General features: G+C 70.3%; 10 protein-coding genes and 1 pseudogene. 4 read left to right on the forward strand and 7 right to left on the reverse strand.

Annotation, left to right across the window (positions count from 1 at the left end):
• Position 1 precedes the first annotated feature (1 nt).
• Positions 2–523 carry a bacterial proteasome activator family protein gene (locus ACBJ59_RS12520; RefSeq protein ID WP_375110331.1) on the forward strand — a complete coding sequence of 174 codons (522 nt, stop codon included), beginning with the start codon at positions 2–4 and terminating at the stop codon, positions 521–523.
• Between the two features lie 245 nt (positions 524–768).
• Here ACBJ59_RS12520 and ACBJ59_RS12525 read toward each other — a convergent pair whose 3' ends face one another.
• Positions 769–1566 carry a Cof-type HAD-IIB family hydrolase gene (locus tag ACBJ59_RS12525; RefSeq protein WP_364111323.1) on the reverse strand — a complete coding sequence of 266 codons (798 nt, stop codon included), beginning with the start codon at positions 1564–1566 and terminating at the stop codon, positions 769–771.
• A gap of 223 nt (positions 1567–1789) precedes the next feature.
• Here ACBJ59_RS12525 and ACBJ59_RS12530 point away from each other — a divergent pair, with 223 nt between their 5' ends.
• Together ACBJ59_RS12530 and ACBJ59_RS12535 are read left to right on the forward strand one after the other, a co-directional pair.
• A complete protein-coding gene (locus ACBJ59_RS12530) occupies positions 1790–1993 on the forward strand; it encodes a cold-shock protein (RefSeq protein ID WP_043619750.1) in 204 nt (67 codons plus the stop codon).
• Positions 1994–2153: 160 nt separating this feature from the next.
• Positions 2154–3530 (forward strand): hypothetical protein, encoded by a 1377-nt coding sequence (locus ACBJ59_RS12535; RefSeq protein ID WP_375110332.1) that lies wholly within the window; start codon positions 2154–2156, stop codon positions 3528–3530.
• Here the strand turns inward: ACBJ59_RS12535 and serS are convergent.
• From serS to ACBJ59_RS12555, 4 genes are all read right to left on the reverse strand, one after another.
• Positions 3491–4756, reverse strand: a complete 1266-nt coding sequence (gene serS, locus ACBJ59_RS12540; RefSeq protein WP_375110333.1) for a serine--tRNA ligase — start codon at positions 4754–4756, stop codon at positions 3491–3493. The two genes, ACBJ59_RS12535 and serS, sit on opposite strands and share 40 nt — an antisense overlap.
• 181 nt (positions 4757–4937) lie before the next feature.
• Entirely contained in the window at positions 4938–5858 is a 921-nt protein-coding gene (gene pheA, locus ACBJ59_RS12545; RefSeq protein WP_375110334.1) for a prephenate dehydratase, read from the reverse strand.
• 163 nt (positions 5859–6021) lie between these two features.
• On the reverse strand, positions 6022–6441 hold the full coding sequence (locus tag ACBJ59_RS12550) for a DUF4446 family protein (RefSeq protein WP_364111331.1): 420 nt from the start codon (positions 6439–6441) through the stop codon (positions 6022–6024).
• Between the two features lie 22 nt (positions 6442–6463).
• Positions 6464–7669, reverse strand: a complete 1206-nt coding sequence (locus tag ACBJ59_RS12555) for a glycosyltransferase 87 family protein (protein WP_375110335.1) — start codon at positions 7667–7669, stop codon at positions 6464–6466.
• Positions 7670–7727: 58 nt separating this feature from the next.
• Here ACBJ59_RS12555 and ACBJ59_RS12560 point away from each other — a divergent pair, with 58 nt between their 5' ends.
• Positions 7728–10409, forward strand: a complete 2682-nt coding sequence (locus ACBJ59_RS12560) for a hypothetical protein (protein ID WP_375110336.1) — start codon at positions 7728–7730, stop codon at positions 10407–10409.
• Between the two features lie 325 nt (positions 10410–10734).
• Here ACBJ59_RS12560 and mptB read toward each other — a convergent pair.
• Both mptB and ACBJ59_RS12570 read right to left on the reverse strand, forming a co-directional pair.
• Positions 10735–12078: pseudogene (gene mptB, locus ACBJ59_RS12565) on the reverse strand (polyprenol phosphomannose-dependent alpha 1,6 mannosyltransferase MptB); the annotation flags it as partial.
• A gap of 368 nt (positions 12079–12446) precedes the next feature.
• Positions 12447–12986, reverse strand: a complete 540-nt coding sequence (locus ACBJ59_RS12570) for a DinB family protein (protein ID WP_375110337.1) — start codon at positions 12984–12986, stop codon at positions 12447–12449.
• Between the last annotated feature and the right edge of the window lie 20 nt (positions 12987–13006).

A 13006-nucleotide genomic window follows, 5' to 3' on the forward strand; every position in this document is an offset into this window, starting at 1 on the left:
TATGAATGCTGAGGACAACAACACCCCCCACATCGTGGTGGTGGGCCCCGACTTCCAAGGCGGTCAGGGCGATAACGGCGAGGACGATCGGTCGGTCACCAACCTGGTCGAGCAGCCCGCCAAGGTGATGCGTATCGGCAGCATGATCCGCCAGCTCCTCGAGGAGGTCCGGGCGGCTCCTCTCGACGAGGCCAGCCGCAAGCGGTTGAAGGAGATCCACGAGTCCTCCATCAAGGAGCTCGAGGACGGGTTGGCGCCGGAGCTGGTCGACGAGCTGGAGCGGCTCTCGCTCCCGTTCACCGACGAGAACGGCACGCCGCCGAGCGAGGCCGAGCTGCGCATCGCGCACGCCCAGCTGGTCGGATGGCTCGAAGGGTTGTTTCACGGCATCCAGACCACGCTGTTCGCGCAGCAGATGGCGGCCCGGGCGCAGCTTGAGCAGATGCGCAGAGCGCTGCCGGGCGTGCCGCAGGGCGACGAGCCCGGCCAGCGACCGCACGGCGGGTCGGGGCCCTATCTGTAGTCGGGGCCATCTGGAGCGGCGCGGAGCGCCTGCTGCGGACAGCCGCTGAACGCGGCCATCTGGAGCGGGGTGCAGCGCCTGCTGCAGACAGCCACTGAACGCGGCTATCTGGAGCGGGTCCAGCGGCTGTTGCAGACAGTGGCTGGACGTGGCACGGGTTGTGCACCCGCTTGTGGACAGCCGCTGAGCGTGGCCATCCACAGGAGGTCTGCGCGCCCGCTGTGGACAGCCGCTGGACGCGGCGGCTATCCGTAGAGCTTCTCGATCACTCGGGCGACGCCGTCGTCGTCGTTGGTCGCGGTCACGTGATCGACCGCCGCCAGCACGTCGGGGTGGGCGTTCGCGACCGCGTACGACGTGCCTGCCCAGCTCAGCATGGGCAGGTCGTTCGGCATGTCACCGAACGCCACCGCCTGGGCGGGCTTGATCTCGTGCTGTGCCGCGAGCGCCGCCAGGGCCGTCGCCTTCGTCACGCCCTGTGCGCTCATCTCGATCAGGCCCCTGCTGCTGGAGTGCGTGGCCGTCACCAGATGCCCCACCAGCTCGTGCACGGTCGCCTGGAGCTCGTCCGCGCCCATGGCCGGGTGGAGGGCCAGCAACTTGGCGCACGGCTGCGAGGTCACCGAGGCGACCCGGGCTGCTCCGGCCCCTCGGTCCAAGCCGCCGAGCAGGAAATCTGACTCATGCGCAAAACCGGCTTCATACTCGACCGAAAATACGAGATCGGCCACGTTCGCTCTTAGCTGAGCGACGACTTCCTCGAGTACGTCCGTGGTGATCAGGTGAGATTCCACTATCCGTTCGGTATGGAGATCGTAGATCAGCGCTCCGTTTGCACAGATCGCCAGCCCACGGTGACGCACGGCACCCGCCACCCCACCCATCCACCGGGGCGGACGTCCGGTCACGAACGCCAGGACAGCCCCGGATTCCTCGACTTTGCCGAAGGCGGCAACCGTGCGGGGAGACACGGTTCCGTCGGTGCGCAACGCGGTTCCGTCCAGGTCGGTGGCCACAAGACGGGGCGCGGGAAGGCTCTGCATAACAGGTTCCAGTTTGCCCGGTGATGCCGCCTGACAGAAATCTTCCTAGGGACGGGAACACCAACGCGCCAGAATGGTGTTAGATGTGATGGCGTTGTATTAGCTGATCCCGTAGTGAAAACCAGCATGACTTTGTCTGAGCCACCCCGGGTGCTTGCTGTACGACACACCGGGACCCACGAGGTGTGGGTCCCATAGATTCACATCCTGAGGGAGAGCTTTTATGGCTCAGGGAACCGTCAAGTGGTTCAACGCCGAGAAGGGCTTCGGCTTCATCGCCCCGGACGGCGGTGCGCCGGACGTGTTCGTGCACTTCTCCGAGATCGTCGGCAACGGCTACCGCAGCCTTGAAGACGGCCAGCGGGTCGAGTTCGAGATCACGCAGGGCCAGAAGGGGCCGCAGGCCTCTCAGGTCCGAGCCATCTGACCTGTAGCAGCGAGACAGACCGGAGTTCGCTTCCAGCGGGCTCCGGTCTTTTGCGTGTGTCGGGATGGTCACGGGTGTGACTCGACTCACACACCCCTTGAACCGTCGCGCCCGTCCAGCCATCGACCTGTGTATGAGGTACGCGTGGTTATGTCACCCCGTGACCGTTGCCGGGGTACTGGTGCTTTTGGTCAACGACCACCTGCTCAAGCAGGCCTGGCCCGGGTTCGTCACGGGCAAGCTCAGTGACGTCGCGGGGCTCCTGGTGGCGCCCGCTCTGGTGGCGCTGGTGTTCTGGCGGCGGGCCGACCTGGCGGCGACCGTACTGACGGGAGCGCTCTTCGCGGTCGTGAAATGCACGGAGACGGGCGCTGAGGTCGCCACCCAGGCCTGGACCCTCGTGGCGGGTCCGTCGCGCGTCCTGGCCGATCCTACGGATCTCCTGGCCCTACCTGCCCTCGCCCTGGCCTGGTGGGTACGCCGCCGCACGCCCGACCGCCCCCGCGTACTGCGGTCGAGGCTCGCCCGGTTGCGGATCATCGTGACGATGCCGCTGGCCGTGCTCGCGGTCACCGCCACGGCGGCTGCCGCGCCGCCGGCCTCGGCGGAGGCCGTGGAGGTGGACAGAGGCGGCCGGATCGTCGTCCACACCAACACCACGACGTCGTGGGTCTCCCACGACGGCGGCCGCACCTGGGACGAGACGACCGCGGACCGTACCGGACCGGGCCAGAGCGCCCAGTGCACGCCGGGCCAGGCCACGCGGTGCTACCGGGTGGCCCAGGACCGGATGGCCGTGGAGCAGTCGGACGACGGCGGCAGCACGTGGCAGCCGTCCTGGGCGCTGTCGGGCGACGACCTGAAGCGGCTGACCAGGCAGCACGAACAGCCGGGCGACCTGCGTGCCATGGCCCTGGGCGTACAGGCGCGACCGGGCGGCCACGTCGTCGTCGTGGCGAACGGCGTGGACGGCATCGTGGTCCGCGACCCGTCCGGCACGTGGCGGCGCGTGGGCTGGCCCGGGGCCGAGGCCACCGCGGTGGACCTGGACCCCGAGTGGAGCGTGGCGCTCTTCCTGGCCGCCTGCATGCTGTTCGGCGGCGCCGGGGCGGGCCTGCGTCAGTTCACCGGGGTGTACACGGGCTTCGCGACGGCCGCCTGCCTCGGCCTCCTGGCCCTGGTCGGGACGGACACCGACTTCCCGTACGTCGACACGGGCGCGTTCCCGCTCCCCCTCGTCGGCCTGACGGCGCTGCTGATCGGCACCGTGGTGTGCTTCGTGCTGGCGATCGCGGGCCGGGCACGGCCCGTGCCGGCGGCGGTCGGCCTGCTGGGGGCGCCGCTGGTCTACGCGAGCGTCTACCTGCCCTTCTCGGGCTGGGCGCAGGGCACGCCGGAGTCATACTTCGTGGCGGCCGCGCTCGCCATGCTGCTGACCGCCCTCGTCGTGGTGGCGGGCGCCGTCCTCATCAGGAACGACGCCCGCCGCGCGAACGCCTATTTCTTCGACGGCACCAGCACGTCGAGCCCCACGTAGGGGCGCAGCGCCTCGGGAACCACCACGGAGCCGTCGGCCTGCTGGTGGTTCTCCAGGATCGCCACGATCCAGCGGGTCGTGGCGAGCGTGCCGTTGAGCGTGGCCAGGTGCTGGGGCTTGCCGTCCTTGTCGCGGAAGCGGACGGCGAGCCTGCGCGCCTGGAACTCGGTGCAGTTGGAGGTCGAGGTCAGCTCGCGGTAGCGGCCCTGGGTGGGGATCCACGCCTCGCAGTCGAACTTGCGGGCGGCCGACATGCCGAGGTCGCCGGCCGCGGTGTCGATGATCCGGTAGGGGACCTCGATCTTGGCCAGCATCTCCTTCTCCCAGGCGAGCAGGCGCAGGTGCTCCTCGTGAGCGTCTTCGGGACGCACGTAGGAGAACATCTCGACCTTGTCGAACTGGTGGACCCGGATGATGCCCCTGGTGTCCTTGCCGTACGAGCCCGCCTCGCGACGGAAGCACGACGACCAGCCCGCGTAACGCAGCGGCAGGTCGTCGGCGTTGAGGATCTCCTGGGCGTGGTAGCCCGCCAGCGACACCTCCGAGGTGCCGACCAGGTAGAGGTCGTCCTCGGGCAGCCGGTAGATCTCCTTGTCGTGGGCCACGTGGAAGCCGGTGCCCTGCATGGTCTCCGGCTTGACGAGCACCGGAGTGATCATCGGGATGAACCCGGCCTCAATCGCCTGCTGGATGGCCATGTTGAGCAGGCCGAGCTGCAGCCGCGCGCCGACGCCCTTGAGGAAGAAGAACCGCGAGCCCGACACCTTGGCGCCGCGCTCCATGTCGATGCAGTCGAGCCCTTCGCCCAGCTCCAGGTGGTCCTTGGGCTCGAAGTCGAACGTGCGGGGCTCGCCGTACGTCTCGAGCACCACGTAGTCGTCCTCGCCGCCGGCCGGCGCGCCCTCCTCGACGATGTTGGGCACCGTCTGGAGCACCTCGTCCAGCTCGGCCGCCAGCTTCTCCGCCTCGGCCTCGGCCGCCTTGACCTGGCCCGAGAGGTCCTTGGCCCGCTGGAGCAGCGCGGCCTTCTCCTCGCCCTGCGCCTTGGAGACCGACTTGCCCATGCTCTTCTGCTCCGCGCGCAGAGACTCGAACGAGGTCAGCGCCGATCGGCGACGCTCGTCGAGGTCGAGCAGCGTGTCGACGACGGCGTCGTCCTCACCGCGGGCACGCTGCGACGCCCGTAGCCGGTCGGGGTCCTCACGAAGGGTACGCAGGTCAATCACAAGGAAAAGGCTACCGGCGTACGGGTGCGCCCCGCCCCTGGATTCTCGGCCCTCGCTCCAGGACCCGTCCCGAAGCCCTTGCGCCCGGCACCACACCCCAGGCCCCGCCAGCCCGAACCCGCCCCGGAACCGTCAGACCGTCCAGCCCGAACCCGCCCCGCCCGAACCCGCCTCGGAACCGTCAGACCCGCCCGGCCCGAATCCTCGCCAGCCAGTCGCCCGCCTCCGCGAAGTCCGGGTCCGACGTGCCGCGCTTGATCTGCGGCGCGATGCCGTCGGCCCGCGGATAGCTGCCGAGGAAGCGCACCTCGCCACAAATGCGGTGCAGCCCGGCGATGGCCTCCCCGACCCGGGCGTCGGCGATGTGCCCCTCGAAGTCGAAGTGGAAGAAGTAGCGCCCGATGCCGTCACCGGTCGGCCGCGACTCGATGCGCGTCAGGTTGACCCCGCGCACGGAGAACTCGGTCAGCATCTCCAGCAGCGCGCCCGGGTGGTCGTCGGCCAGGAACACCACGAGCGTCGTGCGGTCGGAGCCGGTCGCCTCCGGCAGCGGCCCGGCACGGCCGACCTTGACGAACCTGGTCACGGTGTCGGACCTGTCACCGACGTCGGCCGCCAGCTCCACCAGCCCGTAGTGCTCGCCGGCGATGCGGGCGGCGATGGCGGCGTCGTACGGCGAGCCGGGCAGCGAGACCTCCTGCGCCGCGGCCGCCGTCGAGGGCGCGGCCACCACGACGGCGTCGGGCAGTTCGCGGGTGAGGAAGGCGCGGCACTGGGTGGTGGCCGCGGGATGCGTGTAGACCCGCTTGATGTGGCGAATCTCGGTGTCCGGCCGGGCCAGCAGCGAGAACTGCACCGGGAGCAGCAACTCGGCGTTGATCAGCAGAGGGTCGCCCCAGGCGAACTCGTCGAGCGTCGTGGTGATCGCACCCTCGATCGAGTTCTCCAGCGGCACCACCGCGCCGTCGGCGTCACCGGTGCGGACGGCGTTGAGCGCGGCGGGCACGTTGGCGCAGGGCAACCGCTCGGCGGTGGGGTCGAGGAGCCGCAGGGCCTCTTCGGTGAAGGTCCCTTCGGGTCCGAGATAGGCGAGTCTGGGCATGCATACAGAGTATCCGCAGGTGAACGGGGCACGCGGCCCTTTCACCCGACGGCGTATCCGCGGCCGATCCGGGGCACGGGCCGCCTCCTGACCTCCTCGCAAACGACTCGCGGCACCTCCTGGAAGCTCCTCGGACAGCTCGGGACCTTCCCTGGGAAACCCCTCACAACGATTCGGAGGCCCGGGAGGCGATGAGGGGCCCGAGGCCGAGCCTGGCCGCGCGTACCGCCTCTTCCTCCTCCGGCGACAGCTGCTGCTGCCCCTTCCCGCCCACCACGGGCCGCACGTACGTACGCGTCTCGCTACGCCCGTTGATGGACGTCAGCACGATCCCGTCACCCAGCCCGTTGATCATCGCCACCGAGAACGACAACCGCCCGGTCATCTCCGAGAGCGCGTCATAACGGCACACGGCGACGTCCCTGATGGCCTTGAGATCGCCCCGGCCCTCGCTGATCTGCCGGGAGAGCATGCGCTGGCAGTCCTCCACCGTCGCTCTGGCCTGCCGCAGCGCCAGATAACCGATCAATACGCCACTGACCCCGGCGACGACGCCCACGATCACCCATGTGGTAACGAGCACGGCACCGAGAGTAATGGTTCGGTCAAGCCGGCTCGCGCCGTTTCGGCAGCCAGGACACCAACATCCACACCAGAGCCAGCGCCCCCAGCCCGAACCCGTTCTGAACGATCTTCCCCAGCACCAGGCTCACCCCCGGGATGTCGGCCTGCTTGAGCGAAACGCCCCACCACGGGACCGTCATCACGTAATACAGCCACACGACCGCCGCCACCCGCAGCCTGACCGTGTCGCGCCCGTCGCCCACGATCGCCGCGAGCACCACGACCACCCAGGCCAGGTGGTGGATCCAGGCGACCGGCGAGAGCAGCACGGCCATCAGCCCGACGAGCGCGACCGCGGTGAGTGGATCATTCGCCTTGTACGCGTCCCGCGCCCCCCTGAACCCGTACCACCCGACCACGGCCACGATGACCACCCAGATCGCGGAGGTGAGCAGGTCGGGCATGTACAGCCGGATCAGCATGCCGCGGATCGACTGGTTGGTGGTGGCCGCGTTCGCGCCGAGGCGTTCGGGATCGAGCAGCGCCGAGAACCAGAAGTCGGAGGCGTCCTGCGGGATCACCCCGAACGGCAGCAGCGTGAGCACCGCCGCCGCGAACGCCGCCATGAAGAACGTCCGCCACTGCCTGGTGACCAGCAGATAGATCAGGAAGACACCCGGAGTCAGCTTGACCGCCGTGGCCAGCCCGATCAGGAACCCGCGAGGCCACCAGGGCCGCCGGGCCACGCAGTCGGCCACGCACAGGGCGACCAGCAGGATGTCCACCTGCCCGAACCGCACCTGGTCCCTGATCGGCATCAGGTACGTGCACAGCACCATGAGCAGCGCGAACACCCAGGGCGCGTACTTCCTGAGCGTCTCCCCCTCCAGCACCTGACGGAACGAGAACCACACCGTCACGGCCAGCGCCACGAAAATCCCGGCCGTCCACACCCACTGCGCCGTGAGCCAGGACATCTTCGCCAGCACCACGGCCAGCATCGCGGCGATGGGCGGGTAGGTGAACGGCAACAACTGCGGCGCTGGCGTGACGTAGTCGTACACCGGCCGTCCTTCGAGGAGCATCTGCCCCCCGGTACGGTAAACGTCCAGGTCGACGAGCCGTTGGTCGTCGGGGTTGGTGAGCCACCCGTACACCAGCGGCGCCACGGCCGCCACGACGACGAGCGCCGCGAGCACCCATGCCCACCACTGCCGCCGCATCACCCGCACCTCGCCACTTGTCACGGTGTGGCACGTTACCGTGGCTGTTGTTGATCGAGGGGCACACACTGGGGGTCCGTACATGCCGAACGCCACGCCGTACCCGCCTCAGGGCCGGTACGCGGAGCGCCACCACCTCGGCCGCCGCATCGCCGGCACCCTCACCTCCGCCCTCCTCACCGTGCCCCTGACCACCCTCCTCACCACCGCCCCCGCCCAAGCCACCTACGCGCCCACCGCAGCCCCTCAAGCCTCCCTCCACGCAGCGACCGCCCCCAGAACCCCCATCACGACCGCTCATCCGGCCTCCGACGGCACTCGCACCAACATCGCCACCACCCCGCACCTCAGATCGGCCATCACCGGCGGCACGCATGCGGCAGCCGCCCCCGCCGCACCCCGGGGACGAGTGGCCCTGATCGGCGTTCCCGGCCTGGAGTGGAGCGACCTGGACCGGACCAGGACTCCCAACCTGTGGCGCCTCGTGGGCGAAGGCGCCTCCGCCTCACTCTCGACCCGAGCCGTACCACCCCCGGATCGCGGCACCACCTGCCCCACCGCCGGATGGCTCACCGTCTCAGCGGGCCAGCGAGCAGGCACGCCGGGCAAGGGCTGCCCGCCTCCACCCACCCCCCAGCCCGATCAGCAAACCGGGCAGGACGGGCAAACAGGCCAAGGCGCCACGATCCAGGACTGGAAGGCCCTGGCCGCGCACCAGTCGGAGACCGGCTACGACGCCCAACTGGGCACGCTGGGCCAGCTCGTCACCGACAACGGCGGGAAGGTCGCCGCGATCGGCCCGGGCGCCGCGCTGGCCGCCGCCGACAAGTCCGGAAATATCGCCAAATACGCCCCCACTCCCGATGCCCTGGGCGATCCAACCCCCTACAACCTGATCGTCCTCGAAGCCGCCGACCTCGCGAACGCCTGGCTGCAACAGCCCCCCGACGAGTACGGCGTCCCCACCTCCCTCACCCCGGCGGCCCGCCAGGCCGCCGTCACCCGGGCAGACCGGCAGATCGGCACCCTGGTCGAGCGGCTTCCCGCCGACACCACGGTCCTGCTGGCAGGCGTCTCGGACGTGACCCCGAACGCCCACCTCCACGTGGCGATCGCCGTCGGCCCCGGCCCGGACGGAACGCCGTACCCACACGGCTATCTCACCGCCACCTCCACCCGCCAGGACGCCCTGGTCACGATCACCGACCTCACCGCGACGACCATCCAGCTCCTGGGCCTGCCCGCCCCGCGCCAGGTCGTCGGCCGCCCCTGGCAACCCGGCGGCTCCGCCCCGGCCACCGCGTCCGGCACGGTGACCGAACTGGCGGACGGAGACCTGGCCAGCCAGGTCCTGCGAGAGGTACGCGGCCCGTTCTTCACCGTCCTGGTCACGCTCCAGCTCCTCTTCTACGCCCTCGCCGCCCTCGCCCTCCGCCGCCGCCGCTCAACCACCCGCCCAAACCCCTCAAGGCATCCCGCCGCCACCGCCACCGCCACGAAGAGCGAGCGGAACGCCGCCACCACGACACCCGCCGCCCTCACCGCGGAACACCCTGAAGACACCCCCACCGCGGAACACCCCGAAGACACCGCCACCGCAGAACACCCTGGAGACAGCGCCAAGGCCGAAAAACGCCACGAAAAGTCGGCCACCACGGCAACGCCCTCCACCACCCCCGTGGAAGACGCGAGCACCTCCAAGCTCCTCATCTCCATCCAGGTCGTCGCCGTGGTCAGCGGTGCCATCGCCGTCTCCACGTTCCTGGCCCAGCTGGTGCCCTGGTGGACCCTGCCGGTGCCCATGCTCTCCGTGATCCTGACGATCCTGGCCATCGCCGGTCTCATCACCGCCGTCGCCTTCGGCGGCCCCTGGCGGGCGCACGTGCTCGGCCCCCTCGCCGCCGTCGCCGCCATCACCTCGCTGGCCCTCCTCCTCGACGTCATGACGGGCTCCAGCCTCCAGGTGAACGCCGTCACCGGCTACGAGCCCGTGACCGGCGGCCGCTTCTACGGCTTCAGCAACATCGCCTTCGCCGTCTACGCCACGGGCACCGTCCTCGGCCTGGCCGGGGTGGCTCAGTGGCTGCTGGGCAGGGGGATGTCGAGGGCTGTGGTGGTGACGTTGTGCGGGTTGTACGGGGGATTCGCGGTCTTCGCGGACGGGTGGCCCTCCTGGGGCGCGGACTTCGGTGGTGTCCCGGCGTTCGTGGTCGGCCTGGCCGTTTTCCTGATCCTGCTCTCCGGCAAACGGGTGTCCCTGCTGAGGCTCCTGATCGTGGGCCTGATCGGGGCCGTGCTCGTGGGTGCCCTCTCGGTGTTCGACTGGTTGCGTCCCGACGCCCAGCGAACCCACCTGGGCAACTTCGTCCAGCAGATCATCGACGGTCAGGCCTGGACCGTCATCGGGCGCAAGTTCGGCGCCATGATCGGCGTAACCGTCGGCAACTGGTCACTGACCCTCCTCTCGCTGGTCGCGCTGGCCTTCCTGTTCCTGGTGCTGGCCCGTCCTTCCCGCTGGGGCGCCTCCGCCCTCGGCCAGGCCTACAGGCTGGCCCCGACGCTCAGGGCCGGCCTCTTCGGCGCCCTCACGTGCGCCTTCATCGGTTTCCTCATGAACGACTCCGGCATCGCCATCCCCGCTATGGCACTGACGGTGGCGGTGCCGCTGACGCTCGCGGCCTGCGTTCGGGCCCTGCAGCTCGCCAAGCCCACACCACCAGCGCCGCAGCCAGAGCGAGCAGCACCCAGGCGAGCTGAGGCCTGAGCACGGTTCTGAGCCACTCCAGGTCGGCGGGCTGACCCTCCACCCTGGCCGGCAGGTACGCGAGCGACAGCACCAGCAGGTGCGCGACCACGAACCCGTCCAGCGCGGAGGCCCCCACGAGCGCCAGCAGCCCGAGCGCCAGCCCGTCGTACCAGGGCAGGATGTACGGCGTCGCGAACACGTACGCCACCACCAGCCCCGCTGCCACGACCGGCGCGCCCAACCCCCCGCCCGAGGGCCGACCGCCCAATGAGCCGCCGCCCAATGAACCGCCGCCCACCGACGCGCCACGCACCGGGTCGCCGGTCGACGACCTTCGGCGGGCGGCCCAGCGCAGCAGGGACCAGGCGATGAGCCCGAGCACCAGGAGCGAGCCGATCTGGATCTCCCCCCGGTACGCGCTCCCGGTGCCCACGATCGACTGGAGCCAGCCCTGGACGAGCTTCCAGAACGAGGCATGGGAGATCGACTTGCTCGTCCGGGTCATCGGCGCGATCGCGTCCGGGCCGACGATCGCGTACCCGACCGCGACCACCACGACGGCGCAACCCGCCATGAGCGCCAGGCGGGCAGGCCGACGCCGTAGCTCCCAGGCCGGACCGAGGGCCACGAGGCCGGCGTTGACCTTGATCGCCACCCCCAGCCCAAGCAGGACGCCCGAGCCGACAGGCCGGCTCCTGGCCAGGAGCGCGGCCACCATGCAGGCGATGGCCAGCGTGTCGACGTGCAGGCCCGCGACCAGCTGGTAGAGCAGAAGGGGGTTGGCCGTCCACAGCAGGGCCGCCCTGAGGCGTCTGGCCGGGTCGTCCCTGGTGAAACGGTCTATGAGCAGGCCCGTCACGATGAACGCGGCGGAGTTGAACAGGGCCAGCACGAATATCGTCAGGCGGAGCGAGTCGCCGCCCACCCAGCTCGCCACCGCCTGCACGGCCGTGGCCACGGGCCCGTAGACGCTCGGCTCCTCACGCCACGGCTCCTCCACCGCGTCGGCGACGGGATCGCCCGGCAGGTCCGCCGCGCCATGCGTGTACGGGCTGAGGCCCAGCGTCACCATGCGGCCGTACGCGGCGTAGTTGAGATGGTCGCCGGAGCCCGACGGGGGAAGGAACGCCAGGACGCCGGCGGCCACGCAGCCGATGAGGACCAGCAACCGGGCGCTGGGCAGCCACCGAGCGCCGGCCGACAGGCGCCACGGCCACCCGGAGGGCATATGGGACGGTTCGCCGGTCAGGGGTGGCTCAGCGGATCCAGCGCCCGGGCCTCGCTCGACTCCATCGCCGGAGCCTTGCCCGACCGAGCCGGTATCCGGCCCCCGTCGTCCCGGGAATCCACCGTCCGGCTCTTGCCCGGACGAACCGCCCTGGGCCGGTGTGGCGGGGGCGGCACCTCGGGTGGGCGCGGAGGGGTCTCCCGGCTCTGCGGCAGGCGGGTGTGAGGTGATGGGGTCTCGCCCGCCAGGGCGGCGGAGAAGCAGCAGGGTGGTCAGGAGGCCGAGGCCGCCGAGGATGAGGGCGGCTGCCGCCAGGGCGACCGTCAGATGAGGCTCTGGGTTGAGGTCGAGGGAATAGGGCGGGTGCCAGGCGGGGCCGCTCAGGGTTGGGACCAGTGGTGACGGGCCCAGCAGCCCGATGGTGACCGTCAGCAGGATCGAGACGCCGATCGCCGCCATGGCCGCCCCGGCCAGCCGGCCTCGTGCCTGTCCGTGCCGCGTCTCCGAAGTCACCGGGAAATTCCAGCACACCCGCAAGACACCTTCGCCCGATCCGGTCCTGCCTGTGGATAACGGGGCCGAGCTGTGACTTCCTGTGGATAACCAGGTCCCCAACCCCCGTCCTCCCTGGTATCTGGCCTGTGGATACCTGTGGACAAAGGTCCGGACGGGCGGCTGAGCGAGCGGGCCGGCAAAGGTCCCGACGGGCGGCTGAGCGAGCGGGCCGGCAAAGGTCCCGACGGGCGGCTGAGCGAGCGGGCCGGCAAAAGGGCTGGACGGGCGGCTCGGCAAACGGCTGGGCCGCCCGGTGGCGGCGAGCGCCCCCGCTACTCCCCGGTGAGCCCGTCCACCGACTCCCGGATGAGGTCGGCGTGTCCGTTGTGCCGGGCGTACTCCTCGATCATGTGGACGAGGATCCACCGCAGGCTCGGCGCCCGGCCGTCGGGCCACGTTCGCCGGGCCGGCTGTCCAAGACCGCCGCCCGCCAGCGCCTCCTCGACCAGCGCCCGCGACCGCGAAACCGCGTCCTCCCAGAGCGCGTGCAGCTCCTCGGGCGAGTCCTGGGCGGCCGAGTTCCACTCCCAGTCACGGTCGGCCTCCCAGTCCACCGTGGTCCAGAGCGGCTGCCCCTCGCGCCCGTGCAGGTAGCGGGCGAACCAGTGGTTCTCGACGAAGGCCATGTGCTTGAGGATCCCGCCCAGCGTCATCGACGACACCCCGACGGTCGCCCTCAGCCCGGCCTCGTCCAGCCCGGAGCATTTCCACGCCAGGGTGGCGCGCTGATAGTCCAGGTAGCCCACGAGAGTGTCGGTCTCGTCGGCCGCGAGGGGAGGCTCGGGACGGCCCTGCTCGTCAATATCGGTCATGGGCGGTGAGTTTAGGGTCC

Origin of the sequence: Nonomuraea sp. MTCD27 (assembly GCF_041950495.1) — a bacterium.
Classification (GTDB): domain Bacteria; phylum Actinomycetota; class Actinomycetes; order Streptosporangiales; family Streptosporangiaceae; genus Nonomuraea.